Consider the following 16310-nt stretch of genomic DNA (forward strand, 5'->3'; position numbering starts at 1 on the left):
TTTATTTGCCTACGCCCAAATCATACAACTTGCCAATAACGCTGAAAGCAGGTTCTTCCGTAGCTAAAACTACTACATCATTCATATTAGCCTTGTGCAGAGTGTCTTCAGCAACGGGACCGTCACCGGCAACAATAACGGCAGACAAACCGATCAGGGAAGCAACTGCAGCCACATTTTGATGACCTTGCATGGTTACCCATACTTCGCCGGGCTTTGCTTGGCCCATAGCATTGCTCAACAAATCGGAAGCATAACCGCCTTCCACATCAGCATACAGTGCATCTTCAGAAACATCCTTCGTCAACAGCTTTAAATTTAAAGCATCAATCATCTCTTTAACCTTCATAATCATCATCCTCCGTATTATTCAAAATCTTAGGTTCGTGGTATATGGGTATCTGCTTAGCCAACTCCAACATACCTTGGGAAAGCTTATGTACGCTGGCGCGCAGTTTAAAAATACAATCAATTTCGTGGGCCTTGCCTTGGACTATATCCTCTGCCAAACCTTGACAGCTTGGCGCACCGCAGGCACCGCAGTCCAATCCCGGGAGAGCGCAGAGCACTTCTTCCATGCGTTCAAACTTCTTCATCGCTTCCATAATGTCATCATCAAGCTGCATCATAGGACGCGGTACTAGCTTTTTGCGATAAGCTGCGGAAGCAGGGAAATCTGCCAAAACCATAGTTTTAGCCATAGTCTCCTGACGGGACGCAGGCTCTTGGTTACGCAAATTCGTAATCCGTTGGCGCAGATTGCACTCTGCCACAAATTTGTTTTCCGCTGCCAAAATACCGCCCAAGCAACCACCTTGGCAGGCGTGACATTCTACATAGTCCAGCTGGGGCATTTTGTTCATGGAAATCTGCTCTAGAATTTCATAAACATTAGCAATGCCATGAACAGCAAGGCCGTTGGTAATACCTGCGGAAGCAAGCTCGCCACCATAGGCACCCCAACCTAAACCATAGGAAGAACCGGTGCGTACATTAAGATCCTTGTCGCCACCCATATTTTTCAATAGCAAGCCGTAAATTTCGCTCAAGCTGAAGCTACCATTAAGAGCAGTTTGCTGTACGTCTACGGACTGGCGGATATTGGTTTCTTTCGAGGGACAGGGAGAAATGAACCAAACGCCAATCAATCCTTCCGGCAAATGTTTGCGGGCTGCCGCCTCTCTTTTTACGTAAACCGCTGCTGCCTCCGCCGGTGCCAGCACAGGCACAACCTGCTTAATAAGCTCCGGGAATTTGACCTGAATCAAGCGCATTACCGCAGGACAGGTGCTGGAAATCAAGGGTTTACGTCCGCCTGTATAATTTTTTAAATACGTTTCTATTTCTTTAGCAATATATTCAGAAGCCAAGGAAACATCAAATATTTCGTCAAAGCCCAAATTGTGCAACCCTTGCCAAATATCCTCTAAAGGCACATTGGCAGGAAATTGAGAATACAGGGAAGGAGCGGGCAAAACAATATTATAAGCATATTGTGCCAAACCTTCCAAAGTATCCGTCTGCACAGTAAAGGCATGGTAAGGACAGCCTGCAGCGCAGGCACCGCAGTCAATACAGCGATCCCCTAAAATTTCTGCTTTGCCGTTCCGCACCCTAATAGCCTCTGTAGGACATAATTTAACGCAGGATACGCAGCCCTGACATTTATCGCTTTGTAGCTGTACTGAATGATAATATTTTGCAGGTGCCAATGCGTATCACCTCACTCTCTATTATAAATCCTCACTTTGGTGATTGAATTTCATCACGATGGTCGTGCCTTCACCAACTTGGGACTGGATATCAAAATCATCGGAACATTTTTGCATATTAGGCAAGCCCATGCCGGCGCCAAAACCCATTTGGCGCACATAATCAGGCGCAGTGGACCAACCTTCCTGCAATGCTTTATTAATATCAGGGATACCGGGGCCGTGGTCGCTAACAGTGATGACTGTCTTATCAGGGAAAACTTCCGCTGCCACATTACCACCGCCTGCATGGATAATAACATTCATCTCCGCTTCGTAAGTACCAATGGCAATACGGCGGACGCAGTCCGCAGGAATACCCAAGCGTTGGAGCATTTTTTTGATTTTAGAGGACGCTTCACCTGCACGCTCAAAATCTCCGCCCACACAGTCAAAAGCCAATTTCACAGAATTTGTATCACTCATGTTATTTACCTCGTTTACTGCACCCTTTGATGCCTGCAGCGTATAAAATACCGCACGCTTCAAAGAGAGTGTGCTCTGTTACCAATACCGGAAAGCCATTTTCGGCAGCCTCTGCCACAATATCTTCATCAGGAACTTTACCACGTACAAAAACTAAAGCGCTCAGCTCCGTCATTTCGGCAGTACGTACTACCTGCATATTGGTTAGTCCCGTACACAGCAAGGTATTACTTTTGGTAAAGGCCAGTACATCACTCATCATATCGCTGCCACAGCAGGACTCAACAGGGCGCTCTAACAAATCTTCACCTGTCAGTACCTTAGCATCCAGCAGCTTCTGTACATCCTTTAGCTTCATACACATCTCTCCCCATTACGTTAATAGGTTATTCTAAAGCAAGCTTTTCTTTGCATTTCATGAATACTACTTCTATTTTATTCTACTCTGTTTATGGTGATATGTAAACAAAGATAGCCTAACTGCCATAATTTTCTTTTTCCATAGCGTGCAAAAAGCTTTTCTTTGTAACACTCGTTACATTACGAAGGCTATAAATAAAAAAAGACGTCGGCACCTCAACGTCCGACGTCATAAAAAGGAGGATTTTTATTTCAACAGCTGTTTGCATTCATCTACTAACTGCCAAAATTTTTCTGTAAGCATTTGTATATCTTGTTGCTCTGCCTTATCAACATGCAGTCCAACAGTAACCACTGTACGGCAACCTGTATAAGCTGCCAAACTTAGAGCACACTCCCTAGCTAACATATCGTCTTTGTGCCCCAGCATGCACAAGGTACTACAGCTAGCTGAAAGCTCGCCATTGCCTTTCAAACTTTCTCGCGGTTCTGCTACAGCAACTGCTCCAATATGGTGCAATGTCCCACCACCAATATTTAAGCAGATGTCATTTCCGCATAAAGTTAACTGACCCTCTACTTTATGGGAACCTGTACCGCTACTAAAGCTGTAGGTTTTCATTTTATTCCGCCCCCTGCCAAGCCACAAACTCTTTATAATCAATACCAAACTGCATCAATACTTTGCCGACGATATGCTGCACCTGCTTCTCTACAGAATTTGCGCCATTATAAAAAGTAAGCATAGGCGGGACCATAATACAGCCATAATCGGCTGCTTCCTTCATATTGCGCAGATGGATCCTGCTTAAAGGCATCTCCCGAGGGACAAGCACTACTTTGCGTCCTTCCTTCAAGCAGACATCCACTGCTCTCTGCAATAAATTATCTGCATAACCAGCGGCAATACCGGCCACAGTTTTCATACTGCAGGGAATGACAATCATACCATCTGTTTTAAACGACCCACTGGAGATGGAGGCTGCCATATTTTTATTATCGTGTACATAATGAGCCAGAGCAGTCACCTGCGCCAGCTGCAGGTCTGTTTCGCATTTAAAGTTTTTAATTGCACCTTCTGAAACTACTAAATGAATTTCAATATCAGGCAACTGACGCAATACTTTGAGCATCTCATAGCCCAGCACAACACCACTGGCACCGGAAATTCCTACAATCAGACGCATATAACTGCTCCTTTCTCTTTGGAAAATTTACCACAACCCGATAATCTTCCACCAAGGAATTTCAATTATACAGGTCAAGATAAATAGAACTACTGTAAAGGGAACGCCAAAACGAATACACTCTTTTTCAGAATACATGCCATTTTCTTCGCCCATACCAACCAAAATCGCAAGATTGTGGAAAGGAAGGATGAAGTGACAGTTGATAGCAGTATAGGCAATCATCACCGGAATAATCGTGGTCATTCCCATAGGTTGGGTGAATGCCAGCATAGCCGGAATAACGATACCCATAACTGCGATTACGCTGCCAAAGCACATATGGATGACAATGGAAATCAGGGTAATAAAGCCTGCCAGTACAAACATATTCTCAGGAACACTGCCAGGAAGCAAGGTTTTCGCAATCCATGCGTTCATACCGGTAGCACCGCCTACACGACCAACAGCTACTGCAGCGGTAAGGAATAACAGTGTTTGTACAGGTACACCGCCCCAGCTTCCCGGAGTAAGGATGCCGCCAACCTTAGGCATAGCCATCATAACTGCAATAAACAACGTTACCCAACCAATATCTACACCATGAATAGTATCTGTCATCCACAAAATAATCGCCAACACAACCCAGAATGCAGTACGTTTTTCTTTACCGCTCATAGGACCCATTTCAGCTTGTTTAGCAGCGATATCTGCCTTATTAACGGATACTTCTTTAGAAGGTTTAAAGAGATACATTATCATAACCATGGTAATCAGACTGGTTACTGCCATAGGTACGCCCATAACCTTAAACCAAGTCATCCAACCAACCGGTTCAGGAGCACAGCTTGCTGCAGCTAAGGGGTTGATAGATGCATCACCTGTCAAGAAAATCATTGATACAGGGATGGAAGCGGTGAATACGCTAAAGCCAATCTTTACAGCATCTTCATGGGGAATATTAGCACTTTTCACAACTACAGCCATAACGGACATAATCAGAAAAGCACGAGGCCAAGGATGCGGAATCAACAAAGCCAAAATAAATGTCAGAGCAAAAATTGAAACAATAATGCTCTTAAAATTGGTTACATACTTACCGATATACCAATAGGCAATGCGTTCACCCAAACCAGATTCTTTTACCGCTACAGCTATCAGGTATGCACCTATGATTAAGTACATCATAGATGTTGTCCAAGTGGAGAAAATCAAGGTAGGCTCTGCTACCTTGAACACCGCCAAAAGCAATAAGTACAGACCGGAAGTATAACCCGGTTGGGCAATACCAAAAGCCCAAAATATTACTGTCATCAGAGAGAAGGTCAAACATAAATGACCTTCATGACTCAAACCGGGGATATTAGTGAAGTAAAGGGCAACGGCAACGATGATCCCCAACACGAAACCGATAATACCTTTATTTTTTCCCATCGATTGCTACCTCGCTTACGCTTCGAAATCAGGGAGCCAATGTTTGGGATCCACTTCCATAAATTTAGCTCTGTGGAAACGATGTTTTTCTTTAAAGGGAACAGTAGCATCATAGATAGTTTTGCAAGCGATACCGTGGTCACGAATAGTCCAACTGCAACTAGGATCATTAGAAGGATCCAAAGGATGGCAACGTACACCGGGAATGGTAATTACATCTACATCAGCCTGCATACGGGTAGTCATAGCCCACATAACATCATTCATGTCGAAAATATCAACGTCTTCGTCAACTAAGATGACTTGTTTTAACTCAGAGAAAGCAGAGAAGGCTAACAAAGCAGCTTGACGTTGACGGCCTTCGTCAGAAGGAACGCTCTTTTTGAATTGCATAACAGCTAAGAATTTACCGCCACCGGGAGAAGCTGCATATACGTTCTGCAGACGACCGGGCATTGCGCGTTCCACCATATCAATAATGGAAGCTTCAGTAGGAATACCAGCCATATTTACATGCTCCTCGGAAGGACCAATGCAAGTTTGCATAATGGGATTTTTACGAGTGGTTACACATTTTACTTTAATAACAGGCAGTTCTTGTACTGCAGGACCGGTGTAACCGGGGAATTCAGGCATTGCTTTGCCAGTATTGCTGTTTTGGTCCTCACGTACACGCACGTTAGGCAGCAATTCGCCCTCAATTACGTATTCCGCATTTGCGATGCAATTTTCATCAATAGTCAAGCAAGGAGCCAGTTCCACTGCTTTGCCGCGAATAGCACCGGCAATGGAAAGTTCGTTAAAACCAAAGGGAGTGGTAGGCGGTTCAAAGCAAGCAGCAATTTCGATAGCAGGATCAACACCGATGCTAATGGAAATCGGCAAGGGTTTGCCCATTGCCTCAGCTTTTTCACGCATAGCGCCTAAATGACGCGCGCCGGGAGTAAAGAACATAGAAATTTCGTCCTTACTTTGCAGGCACAGACGGTGGATGGTTACATCGGATTCACCGGTTTCTACATCATGAGCGTAGCACATACCCAAAGTTACATACGGGCCTGCATCTTCAGGAGTATTGGTCGGAGCAGGAATCAGCTTACGGATATCAAAGCCTTCATCTTCAGCACGATAAACTACTTCTTGACATTTAGCTTTGTCAGCACCTACAACCACAGGATCAATAGTATTCTTCACAGAATCACGAAGCAGGAAGCCAAGCTTTTCCGGTTTGGTGTTCAGTAGAGTTGCTACACGCTTGCGGTCAGCCAACATACCGATTACAACTTTAGCACCGGGATGACCTTTAACATTATTAAACATCATGGCCGGACCAGTTTTAGTCGGGCGAGCAACAGTTCCGCCTGCACCAACATGACGATAAACTCCAGCCAATTCAGCAGAGGGATCAACTTCTACATCAGTACTTACTAATTGACCGGGAATTTCTTCCAATGCTTCTAACGCAGTTCTTAAATCAATAATTTCTTTTGCCATTTTATTTGGCCTCCTTTACTAGATTGGTTACTAGAAATTCTCTTTAATTCTTAGGTTGCGCTTCCTATGGTCATAGCCTATCCTGTAAAGCAACTTTACAGTCAATAGTTTCACCATCATCATTTGCGCTAACTTTAGAGAAAAAGTGTAAACATCAAGTAAAGTTTCTATATTGTAACTAGCGAGAAAATAAAAAGGACTGCCGCAGCAGTCCTCCCTTATGGTTACATTACAAGCTTTTTGGTCGTACAGGTGCCTCCAGCAAGCAGTAATCCATTGTCGTCTCATCTTTATAAAATGTAGTATCAAGCAAACAAGTATCTAAAATATCACCACACAACTCATACCCGTTCATATCAATCCAGTCCATAAGTATCTCTATGCTTTCCGTATCATAGGGCATTCCGTATTTATACATGCACGCACATTCACAGGGTTCCAGTACAAAGCTCTCTGGATAATCGTTATTCCAAACAGGTAGAAATAAGCAGCTACCGGCACTAGCTAAAGCCTGATGATTTAACACATCATCTTTGCGAAAGAGCGAACCAAAACCACTGCATGGTACCAGTTCCTTTTGAAAGACCTGTCGCCACAAGGTCATAACTGTAATGTGTAGGTTTTCCCTATTTATTGGTTGCACATATTCCTTAAAAAGCACTCTTTTCGGAGTTCTGGTATGCATAAACGGTTCCCGAAGTTTACCTGCTTCTGCCTCAACAGACTGCTCATAAAGCCTAATGCGTTGGCTTATAGAGTTGCGCAACTTATTTAAACGCGAGAGCTCCTGTAGAATCTTCGTTCTTTGCTCCAATAAAAGCTGCATTTCCTTACTTGCGCTTCGCTCCCGAAAATGCTCCACTATATCCTTTAACCCTACGCCAATTGATTTAAGAAAACATATCTCTCGCAAATAAGGTACCTGTCTGACACTGTAGTAACGATAACCTTTTTCATCAACTTGCACAGGCTTAAATAGACCGATTTCATCATAATAAATTAACGTCTGCCTAGTAATGCCATACAGTTTTGCCATTTCGCTGATTGCAATCAAATTATCCATTATTACCCCTCCCAATTGAATATTCCGCTCACATACTTTAATCCTATTGTATCACGAAATTCACTGTATTGTTACAATACACCTACCGAAAAATTTTATCGCCTTATATAGTTACTATACAGCAGCTAATAAAAAAGACGTCGGCAGAACATCCGACGTCTAGCGTAAATATTTAGTTACCAAAAATACTATCCACCTTTTGTTGAGCTTTAGCATTAACTTCGTCATCAATATACATAGATGCATATACTAAAGCGAAAGCGATGACGGAAGCATCATCCGTATAACCAACGCCTGCTGCCACGTCAGGAATCAAATCCAAAGGCGCGATAAAATAGCCCAAGGTACCCATGATTACCGCTTTAACTTTGGTAGGAACTTCCGGTTTCTGCAGGACGAACCACAGTTGGAATACCTTGTATACTACTTCTTTGCCGGCGGTTTTTGCATACTTCAACACCTTTTCGCCTAGCCCTTTTTCGCTGTAATGTGCTTCGTACTTTTGCAATTCTTTACTTTCAACTTCTTGTGCTGCCATATTCTTCTTCCTTTCACCACTTATCTATAAATCATCTAGACCATTATTGTTTGACTTTTTGCCTTTTCAAAAGTATTGTAACCGCTAGGCAATAAAATTACAAGCGCTTCACAAAAATTTAGCAAATGAGGTGCTTTTGCTTATATGCAACACCAAACGCTATTTAGTGAATTACGGTTTAGTCTATCGTAATTTAGTAATGTATACTTTAGTAATTTACGATTGACTAAATATAATGAGCATGATATAGTAAAGTTACGTAGTCATTTAGGGCAGAAAGGAGCCAAAATCATGTTCATTGGCAGACAGCAAGAATTGGCAGCATTAGAAAAACTATATACTTCTAACAAATTTGAGTTTGCAGTAGTTTATGGACGTCGCCGCGTTGGCAAAACTGCGCTCTTAACTCACTTCATAAAAGAGAAAAAAGCAATTTACTTTATGGGTGTGGAAAGCAACGCCAAACAAAATCTTGTAAATCTCAGCAAGAATATTTTAGAATATTCCACAAATCTGCCAACAGAAGGTATTTTTGAATCTTTTCAAACAGCTTTAGACTATACTTTTCAACTTGCTAAAACAGAACGTATTATACTCGTTATTGACGAATATCCCTATGTTGCCCGCTCTACTAAAAGTCTTGCATCCACACTGCAGCTATTAATAGATAAATATAAAGAAGAGTCTAAACTAATGCTAATTCTCTGCGGTTCTTCTATGTCCTACATGGAGGATCATGTATTAGCTTACAAAGCACCACTCTACGGCAGGAGGACTGCGCAAATAAAAGTACTGCCATTTGATTTTGCTACAACTTTTAAATATTTTACGCATTTCACAAATGAAGAGAAAGCTATTATTTACGGCATTACAGGAGGAACACCTCAGTACTTGCTACAGATAAATGACAGCCTCAGTATTGAAGATAATATAAAAAATACTTTTCTAAATCCATCCTCTGCCCTCTATGAAGAACCGGAAAATCTACTTAAACAGGAAGTTCGAGAACCTGCACTATACAATGCTATTATCACAGCTATCGCTACAGGTTCCTCACGCATGGCAGATATAGCTTCCAAAGTAGGAGAAGATACCAGTATCTGCACATCTTATTTAAAAAATCTCATTACTCTTGGGTTGGTAAAAAAAGAAGTTCCCTACGGAGAAAAGAACTCTCGTAAATCTGTTTATTCTCTTGCAGATAATATGTTCCTCTTCTGGTATCGTTTCATCCCCAAATACGCCTCCATCATTGCCCGCGGTGCTGCTGATTTAGCCTACAAACGTATCGAGCCCTTTATTAGCGATCACATGGGCAAGATTTTTGAAGAAATCTGTACCCAATATCTTTGGCATTTGTTATTAACCGGAAAAAGTCATGTTGATTTTGTCGATTTAGGACGTTGGTGGGGTACAGATCCAACTACTAGGAGTCAAACCGAAATAGACATTATGGGAGAACAAGACAACGATACTGCACTCTTTGGCGAATGCAAATGGACAAACGAAGCAGTTGATTTAGGTGTTTTGGAAACCTTGCTTCATCGCAGCAAGCTATTTCATTATCACCATACAACTCTTTATTTATTTGCTAAAACAGGTTTCACAAATGGCTGTAAAGAACGTGCTAAAGAGCTTGGCAACGTAGTACTTGTCACTTTTGGTGATATTGTAAAAGAAATTGAACAAGAATGAATTAACCCCCAGTAGGTTCTCATAGTGAGAGCCACTGGGGGTTGATTTATACATAAGATTTATATATCCCTTGTATTAGTTATATTTGCTTATTTCATCTTTTGTGATACTTACACATTTACACTTAACAGATTCTCTTGTTGTGCCTGCTTTGCAAACTCTCTTGCTGCATCCCAACCAATCATCTCAGTAATGGAAAACGCTACACCTGCATTAATTACACTGCCGAAGAACGGTATCATTTTGGCAAATTGCCCAGCAGCAACCTTACCAATATTACTTGCAAATGCTGTCTTTGCCATACTTTCTGCAACACTCTTACTTAATGAAATATCAAATACTCTGCTAAGCGCGACAAGCATTGTTACTTGAGCTGCTATAAGCAGTGGAGCATCAGATCCTGGGATAGGGGAAACACCGATTGCTGCACAGCTAGCTGCTGCAGCATGAATAACCATTTCGCATTGGTTTTCCTGTTCAATAGTCATATTTTTTTCAGCCATGATAATTACCTCTTTCTTTTACTACGTCATTTAAAAATTATCTAAGTTTATATTATGCAAAACAGGGTTTTAAAGAAGTTTTAACTACCTCTACTTGTCGGCTTTGCGCCTTACCGGTTACGCACCAGCTAGCGAAGTGCTCGCAGTTGTTGAAGACAAAGCTGTAATTTTTAATACCTATGCATCTATATGCATCTTTAACAATTCTATCAGCAGAATGTTTTACTTTGAGCTCTTCCTCGCTGTAGCAACGTACTTCCAGCTGCCCGCCTCTGAGGAAATTCTCTAAGGTGGTTTCATGAACTACGGATTGGTGATTATCTTTCACCTCGCTACCGGACATGGGAGCTAAATGTACAACTTTGTTATTGCCTACGTAGATGCCGTGGTGACAATAGACACCGCCATAACGTTTAACTCTAATATGATCACCGGCTACAGGAGCCTTTCTTTGCCAAGATGCATTGGGAAGAACATTTTCTTTAGCTACTGAAATAATTACAGTTGCTGTAGTTCCAATAACAGTTTCTATTAAGATTGCTTTGGGTCTGAGAAGAACAGAAGATTTAGATAACATCGGGATAGCCATTTCATTACCTCCAAACAATTAGTGTTTTTATAAGCTATTTATTTAGTAGCGAATAGCGTCTGAATTGTCGCCATTCAGTTTACTCGTTTGATTTTTGTAACATCTCTTTGAATTGTCTTTATTGTACACCGTTATATTTACTTTGTCAAGTATTCTTTACATAAATTTATAAAGTAAATTTAAAAAGATTTCTATTGCTGTAGTAAACATCAAAAAAAGGAGGCATGCAATGCACGTCTCCTAAAAAGCACTATCAGTATTTAATTTTAATCAAATAAGTTTTTAGCTATGGTGTCGATGATATCCTGATCAACACCAGCCTTCTTCAATCTAGCAATTTGGTCAATGATAAGTCTGTATTTTTCCAGCTCTTCGTCAGAATAAGAGCCATTTTCGTCGATGCAGATTTCCAGGCATCTTTTGAAAATTTTAGCAATGGGATCGCCATTCTTCTCTAATTCCTCTAGATTTTGGTTAAATACGCTGTACCAAGCCAAAAACTGCGCCATATTCATCTTGGTTTTGCCGGTTTCGATATTCCAAATGGATTGTCTACTTACCTCAAAAATATCGGTCAGCGCTTCTATTTTGATGTCACCGATGATTCTGATATTGCCTAAATTACTTTGAAAAGTTGCAATTACTCTATTCTTATCGTATTTCTTTACCGGCTTATGTGCTTTGATACCTTCATTTATGACGTTAGCTGCAGTTTCCGCCAGCGTAGTAAGACCGCCGGACAAGCTGTTTGCTAGCATAGAATCTACAAATTTAAGCTTCACGATATCGCCTCCTTTACCTTTATTGTACTTTATAACATCCGTTTTGTCAAATATACTTTACGTGATAAATTTATGACAAATATAAGACAATCGTAAAAGCTGTTTACAGAAAGAGTGAAAATGTTGCCAAAAGAAAAGGTCTACTATGATTTGTTGTCATAGTAGACTTTAAAGATAAATCTAGCATATTAAGTCATACACTAAGCAAAGAACCGCTACGTTATCATACAGCAAAAGATGGATAACACTTCTCTATAGTGTATGCACGAACCTTGTCTGCAAATTCTCGTTGCTGTTTATAATCCATCCAGATATAAGTCACCATAATTATTCCTATCACCCCAGTAACTATCGGAGGAACGATTAAGCCAAAATAATTCGTTGCAGCCATTGATACAGCTAAAACCGATAGCGAAAATCCTGCTTGCTTACCAACCTGTAACAAAGCATCCCTAGTATCAACACCACTGCATTTCAGTTTATAAAATTGATATGCTGAGAAAAGCAAAATTGTAGACACCCCAACAATAGCTGTACTAACCAAAACATTAGAAGTTACAGTTGTAGTAATCCTACTAACGCCATAGCCTACAACTGACATAGCTGATGACTCAACCCCCCGTTCAGCACCTTCAACTGCAGCACTCATCACTGTTTTTGGTGAAATGCCGTTTCTTGCGAGACTAGTTATAAATCCTATAGCAAAACCTATCCCAGCACCAATCAAAGCTGCTTTGCTAATGCCTAGCATTTCATTTCTGAAAACACGCCGGAAATTAGTATTATCAAGCATTTTATTATTATCAAACAAAGCGCCATTACTTTCATTTCGATAATCCCCATTGTGCCCTTCTTTAAGATGCTCAGCCCTAGTACCGTAAAGTTTTATATTATCAGGATTTGCCTGTAATTCTGGATGATCAGCAACATTATTTATATGATGCCCTTCTGCACCATTAACTTTTCCATATTTTCTTATTTCTTCTATCTGTGCATCAGTCCAATTTCCAGAACCACTCCCTCCCATTTCTATATCAGCTTGCTCATACATCCATTTTCTAGTAACCCCCATATCACGAGCATTTTTATTTGGTACAGTTAAATCATAATTTTGAATATCTTTAACTCTAAAATCATTTAATCTACTTAAGCGACTATGAAAATCAGAGTTATATGTACCAGTAGTCATTGCTGTACCAAAAGCAACTTCTGTAAGTGATACAGCAGCTACAGCTCCTACACTACCAACATTAACATGATTAATTCCAACTGGGCCATGTTGGTAAAAGGTTAAGCTTCGCCTATTTTTTATACTTGTAAGCATAATATCACTTCAGCTTTCTTTCACACTCAAATGAATACCTAGTCAGTGCAAGTTTGCCATCATCATCCAATTTACTGAAGATGTAGGAATAAACATGGCTATAGTAAATCAGTGTTTCATTGAACAAGCGTGATGCATCAAAGGCAAAAAGTGTTTTAGAAACTAGATTAAACAACTGCGTTTGATTCTTATAGTTGCTTTCATCACTCTTAAATTCTTTAAACGCCTTTGCAAATGCCTCTGCTGCTTTTTTATTGTATTCAAGATTTTTTGCGTACTCTAATTCTCGCATTTTCAGAGTAGTAATATCTGTTATTTCTTTGGTTAAAGACTCGTAACTCTTTTTTTGCTCCTCGGTAAAATAATCCTTAGTAAGCTGATTATCAATATCTTCTATTTGAAGCATCACCTTTTCAAAAGTTTCTTGCGTTGCAGATGTTCTAATCTTGCTCTTAAGACTATACAAACTACTTAAATTTTGGATATTTTGCGTCCTAATAGCTTCTTTCTGCTTAGCTATTTCATCCATTTTTTCGTCATTTAGCTCATCAAGGATTGTCCCCAGTCTTCGTTGATAATCAGAAATGGAATCTACATCTTGTTCACTGGTGAGTACAGCATTTTCCGAGTAAAACGCAAGAGCAACACTCGCACGTTCTGCAAAACCTTCTCTATCTGCAAAAGAAGGTAACTTTTCAGCTAAATCACACAGATAAGAGAAATACGCACTAAAGCATTTTCCGTCAGCAGGATTTTGGTTACACAAATTTTGTCCTACTAACAATGCTTCTCTAATTTTATTTTCGTTTTTATACTTCTCAAATAAACTAAGCATGCTTAACCCTCCTGTATAACCATGATTACTTCAATACTTTTTTCTGAAGAACATCATAGAAGTTATTCAAATATGTTAATGCGGAAATTTTATTGTTGATGTCTTGAACATCGCATTCATTTACAGTTTTACGCAGATTAGAAACATAGTCTTCCCATTCTTTATCCAGATTATCCGCAGCTTCATTAAATTCGGTTTCGCGCTTCTGCCAATATTCCCTGATGCCTTTGCAAATTTCTTCTCTAAAATGATTTTTCTCAAAAGCCTTAACTATCTTTCTTGCAATACTTTTCCTTAGTTGATTATCTATAATAGCCCCAATAGATGCAAGTCCCGTTATATATATAATAACTGCGATAAGAGGAGAGAACATGAAAAAACTAATAGAACTCAATACAGTCGCCGCTCCCCAAAAAGCTAAATCATATGCCCAATCACCGTCAAAATTCATTTTAGCACCAGCATCCCTAAACTGTACACCAATGCTTTCTTTATAGGAATCAATATATGATTTTATTCTTTCTGAAAGCAGATCAGATTTCTGAAGAAGAATATTCTCGCAGTATAGTTGGAACTCGGTTTGCAACTGACCTACAAACAATTCTATACCTTCTTGCTCAAGCGGAGTCTCCTTTTCTTCCATAAGGTTTACCAAGTTATCTGTATTGATTGTTTTTGTGTAAAACTCACCAATCTCGCTTAATGATTCTTGTTTCAATCCATCAAGATAATTACGTATATCATCCTTGCGCTTTTCATTATCAGTTGTCCTAGCAAGTTCATTCTCTTCAATCGAAATAATCAGTTTTTTGTATTTCTCGCAATTTAAGATAATATCATTATATTGGACGATCTCTTTTGTAATATATTCCTTGCCACTATTCAAATAACCTTTAATAAATTCTTTTGCCTTCTTATCGATTATTTTAGGCAATGCCTCCAACACTTCTTTCAAAGCATTATTAAAGGGCTCGCAAAGATCCGGAATATCTGTTGTATAAGCGAAAAAGCGTGCTCTAAGTTCATCATAGCCATTTTCACTGTATTTATACCCAGATTTTTCCTGTCTATACTCCCAATACTCCGGCGGCAGTGTTTTTATAAAATTCTTGCACTGCGCATCCATTATAGTTTTTAGTTGTTCCCTATTACCATTATTAACAGTCTGAGCTTGGGAAGCTACTACAAAAAGATTCGAAAGCGGCTTTAAGCCATTTTCCCCTTTCTCTTCCCATACATCAAGTCCTGCAATATTACCTTTTAAATAGGTAATGTCTTCTATACGCATAAACCCATTTGCTTGAGATAAATAAATAATAACATCAGCTTTAGTAGCTGTAGCGTAAGTAATACTGTCATCACTTGCCGTCTCGGTGCCAAAACCTGGCAAATCCACAATATCACAATTTTTCAAAATTGGAGAATCCACAAATAAAACAGCTGCGCCTGCCTCTTTATCATAGTTATTACCTTGTCTAGTACCAAAAGAGCGCAAAATATCTACTCCACCTGCAGCAATCTTCCATGCTTTGCAATATTCTTCGTCGTGTAGTCTCTTTTCATCCCACAACACTTCTTCCCTAACTCTATTGGTGAATACCCAAGCATCTTCTTTAATAAAAGCAGGCTTATCATCAATATGCTTAACGTAAACAGCTATAGACGTAGTCGGAGTCCAAGAAGTTGGCATTTTATCTGCTCCAAGCAGCGTGTTGATAAGAGTACTCTTACCTGTATCAGAACGTCCCACAACAGCAAGCTTAGGTTTAGCAAATTTTTCCATAACTTTGTCTTGTAATTCTTTCAAATATACTTTTTTGAACTCGTCCGGAATTTCCGTTTTTTCTAAAGCACTTGCAATGCATTCAGTAAATGTTCTTCTAGTAAATTCTGTTTCTTCCCAAGTGTCATTAGGTTCTAATGCTTCAAGAACAGGCTTCTCCCACCCAGTAAGTTCTTCCATAGATACGCCTGTTTTTTCAAGAATTAATTGTATTCCTTGCCAAGGAATAGTGTCTGGAGCACTCTCCCACCTTGCTACATCAGCTACAGAAACACCGAGAAATTCCGCAAACTCTTCTTGCGTTTTTATTTTCAATTTATCTTCACGGAAAGATTTCAAGTCCATTTTGGATTTTTTTCTAGGTTTAGTATCATTCGAGGTATCAGCAGCTTGAAATTGGCATTCCTTTGAAACATCATTAACTATACTACTTACTGATTCTGTAGCTTCTGCCAATACATTTTTCAAAATTTCCTGAGAAGCATTGCTAGTAATTCCTTCCACCGCTTTTTGCAAGTTCTTCTTTAAGTCAAACATCGCCTATTCCTCCTTTAGATCTATAAAGCA

The 16310-nt window shown here is 40.0% G+C and carries 17 protein-coding genes; 1 reads left to right on the plus strand and 16 read right to left on the minus strand.

Annotated elements, in window-relative coordinates:
- Position 1 precedes the first annotated feature (1 nt).
- From ACJMM4_RS03420 to ACJMM4_RS03465, 10 genes are all read right to left on the minus strand, one after another.
- Positions 2 to 349 carry a serine kinase gene (locus tag ACJMM4_RS03420; RefSeq protein WP_405383064.1) on the minus strand — a complete coding sequence of 116 codons (348 nt, stop codon included), beginning with the start codon at positions 347 to 349 and terminating at the stop codon, positions 2 to 4.
- A complete protein-coding gene (locus ACJMM4_RS03425) occupies positions 339 to 1712 on the minus strand; it encodes a [Fe-Fe] hydrogenase large subunit C-terminal domain-containing protein (protein WP_405383066.1) in 1374 nt (457 codons plus the stop codon). The genes ACJMM4_RS03420 and ACJMM4_RS03425 overlap by 11 nt, the downstream gene beginning before the upstream one ends.
- Positions 1713 to 1733: 21 nt before the next feature.
- Entirely contained in the window at positions 1734 to 2177 is a 444-nt protein-coding gene (locus ACJMM4_RS03430; RefSeq protein WP_405381700.1) for an ATP-binding protein, read from the minus strand.
- Position 2178: 1 nt separating this feature from the next.
- Entirely contained in the window at positions 2179 to 2535 is a 357-nt protein-coding gene (locus ACJMM4_RS03435) for a DRTGG domain-containing protein (RefSeq protein ID WP_405383068.1), read from the minus strand.
- Positions 2536 to 2784: 249 nt separating this feature from the next.
- Positions 2785 to 3159 (minus strand): hypothetical protein, encoded by a 375-nt coding sequence (locus ACJMM4_RS03440; protein WP_405383070.1) that lies wholly within the window; start codon positions 3157 to 3159, stop codon positions 2785 to 2787.
- A 1-nt stretch (position 3160) separates the two neighbouring features.
- Entirely contained in the window at positions 3161 to 3724 is a 564-nt protein-coding gene (locus ACJMM4_RS03445; protein WP_405383072.1) for a UbiX family flavin prenyltransferase, read from the minus strand.
- A 27-nt stretch (positions 3725 to 3751) separates the two neighbouring features.
- Positions 3752 to 5137, minus strand: a complete 1386-nt coding sequence (locus tag ACJMM4_RS03450) for an SLC13 family permease (protein ID WP_405383074.1) — start codon at positions 5135 to 5137, stop codon at positions 3752 to 3754.
- A 15-nt stretch (positions 5138 to 5152) separates the two neighbouring features.
- On the minus strand, positions 5153 to 6631 hold the full coding sequence (locus ACJMM4_RS03455; protein WP_405383076.1) for a UbiD family decarboxylase: 1479 nt from the start codon (positions 6629 to 6631) through the stop codon (positions 5153 to 5155).
- Between the two features lie 229 nt (positions 6632 to 6860).
- The gene (locus tag ACJMM4_RS03460; protein ID WP_405383078.1) at positions 6861 to 7694 is read right to left on the minus strand and encodes a MerR family transcriptional regulator; all 834 of its coding nucleotides are present in this window, start codon (positions 7692 to 7694) and stop codon (positions 6861 to 6863) included.
- 172 nt (positions 7695 to 7866) lie between these two features.
- On the minus strand, positions 7867 to 8232 hold the full coding sequence (locus tag ACJMM4_RS03465; protein WP_405383080.1) for a YkvA family protein: 366 nt from the start codon (positions 8230 to 8232) through the stop codon (positions 7867 to 7869).
- Between the two features lie 291 nt (positions 8233 to 8523).
- Here ACJMM4_RS03465 and ACJMM4_RS03470 point away from each other — a divergent pair, with 291 nt between their 5' ends.
- The gene (locus tag ACJMM4_RS03470; protein ID WP_405381706.1) at positions 8524 to 9927 is read left to right on the plus strand and encodes an ATP-binding protein; all 1404 of its coding nucleotides are present in this window, start codon (positions 8524 to 8526) and stop codon (positions 9925 to 9927) included.
- Between the two features lie 110 nt (positions 9928 to 10037).
- Here the strand turns inward: ACJMM4_RS03470 and ACJMM4_RS03475 are convergent, their stop codons facing one another.
- From ACJMM4_RS03475 to ACJMM4_RS03500, 6 genes are all read right to left on the minus strand, one after another.
- Entirely contained in the window at positions 10038 to 10430 is a 393-nt protein-coding gene (locus ACJMM4_RS03475; protein ID WP_405383082.1) for a hypothetical protein, read from the minus strand.
- Between the two features lie 52 nt (positions 10431 to 10482).
- A complete protein-coding gene (locus ACJMM4_RS03480; protein ID WP_405381710.1) occupies positions 10483 to 11019 on the minus strand; it encodes a lecithin retinol acyltransferase family protein in 537 nt (178 codons plus the stop codon).
- A 266-nt stretch (positions 11020 to 11285) separates the two neighbouring features.
- Positions 11286 to 11801 carry a hypothetical protein gene (locus ACJMM4_RS03485; RefSeq protein ID WP_405381712.1) on the minus strand — a complete coding sequence of 172 codons (516 nt, stop codon included), beginning with the start codon at positions 11799 to 11801 and terminating at the stop codon, positions 11286 to 11288.
- 223 nt (positions 11802 to 12024) lie between these two features.
- Positions 12025 to 13125 carry a hypothetical protein gene (locus tag ACJMM4_RS03490; RefSeq protein ID WP_405383084.1) on the minus strand — a complete coding sequence of 367 codons (1101 nt, stop codon included), beginning with the start codon at positions 13123 to 13125 and terminating at the stop codon, positions 12025 to 12027.
- Positions 13126 to 13129: 4 nt separating this feature from the next.
- On the minus strand, positions 13130 to 13960 hold the full coding sequence (locus tag ACJMM4_RS03495; RefSeq protein ID WP_405383086.1) for a hypothetical protein: 831 nt from the start codon (positions 13958 to 13960) through the stop codon (positions 13130 to 13132).
- A gap of 25 nt (positions 13961 to 13985) precedes the next feature.
- Positions 13986 to 16280, minus strand: a complete 2295-nt coding sequence (locus ACJMM4_RS03500) for a dynamin family protein (protein ID WP_405383088.1) — start codon at positions 16278 to 16280, stop codon at positions 13986 to 13988.
- Positions 16281 to 16310: the final 30 nt, after the last annotated feature.

It is taken from the genome of Phascolarctobacterium sp. (assembly GCF_045124115.1).
Lineage (GTDB): Bacteria > Bacillota > Negativicutes > Acidaminococcales > Acidaminococcaceae > Phascolarctobacterium_A.

Excerpts from the sequence above, each read along its gene's own strand:
- ACJMM4_RS03455 (WP_405383076.1), bottom strand. The coding sequence starts at position 6,631 with ATGGCAAAAGAAATTATTGATTTAAGAACTGCGTTAGAAGCATTGGAA.
- ACJMM4_RS03500 (WP_405383088.1), bottom strand. The coding sequence starts at position 16,280 with ATGTTTGACTTAAAGAAGAACTTGCAAAAAGCGGTGGAAGGAATTACT.
- ACJMM4_RS03490 (WP_405383084.1), bottom strand. The coding sequence starts at position 13,125 with ATGCTTACAAGTATAAAAAATAGGCGAAGCTTAACCTTTTACCAACAT.
- ACJMM4_RS03435 (WP_405383068.1), bottom strand. The coding sequence starts at position 2,535 with ATGAAGCTAAAGGATGTACAGAAGCTGCTGGATGCTAAGGTACTGACA.
- ACJMM4_RS03475 (WP_405383082.1), bottom strand. The coding sequence starts at position 10,430 with ATGGCTGAAAAAAATATGACTATTGAACAGGAAAACCAATGCGAAATG.
- ACJMM4_RS03470 (WP_405381706.1), top strand. The coding sequence starts at position 8,524 with ATGTTCATTGGCAGACAGCAAGAATTGGCAGCATTAGAAAAACTATAT.
- ACJMM4_RS03480 (WP_405381710.1), bottom strand. The coding sequence starts at position 11,019 with ATGGCTATCCCGATGTTATCTAAATCTTCTGTTCTTCTCAGACCCAAA.
- ACJMM4_RS03460 (WP_405383078.1), bottom strand. The coding sequence starts at position 7,694 with ATGGATAATTTGATTGCAATCAGCGAAATGGCAAAACTGTATGGCATT.
- ACJMM4_RS03495 (WP_405383086.1), bottom strand. The coding sequence starts at position 13,960 with ATGCTTAGTTTATTTGAGAAGTATAAAAACGAAAATAAAATTAGAGAA.
- ACJMM4_RS03445 (WP_405383072.1), bottom strand. The coding sequence starts at position 3,724 with ATGCGTCTGATTGTAGGAATTTCCGGTGCCAGTGGTGTTGTGCTGGGC.
- ACJMM4_RS03430 (WP_405381700.1), bottom strand. The coding sequence starts at position 2,177 with ATGAGTGATACAAATTCTGTGAAATTGGCTTTTGACTGTGTGGGCGGA.
- ACJMM4_RS03440 (WP_405383070.1), bottom strand. The coding sequence starts at position 3,159 with ATGAAAACCTACAGCTTTAGTAGCGGTACAGGTTCCCATAAAGTAGAG.
- ACJMM4_RS03420 (WP_405383064.1), bottom strand. The coding sequence starts at position 349 with ATGAAGGTTAAAGAGATGATTGATGCTTTAAATTTAAAGCTGTTGACG.
- ACJMM4_RS03465 (WP_405383080.1), bottom strand. The coding sequence starts at position 8,232 with ATGGCAGCACAAGAAGTTGAAAGTAAAGAATTGCAAAAGTACGAAGCA.
- ACJMM4_RS03450 (WP_405383074.1), bottom strand. The coding sequence starts at position 5,137 with ATGGGAAAAAATAAAGGTATTATCGGTTTCGTGTTGGGGATCATCGTT.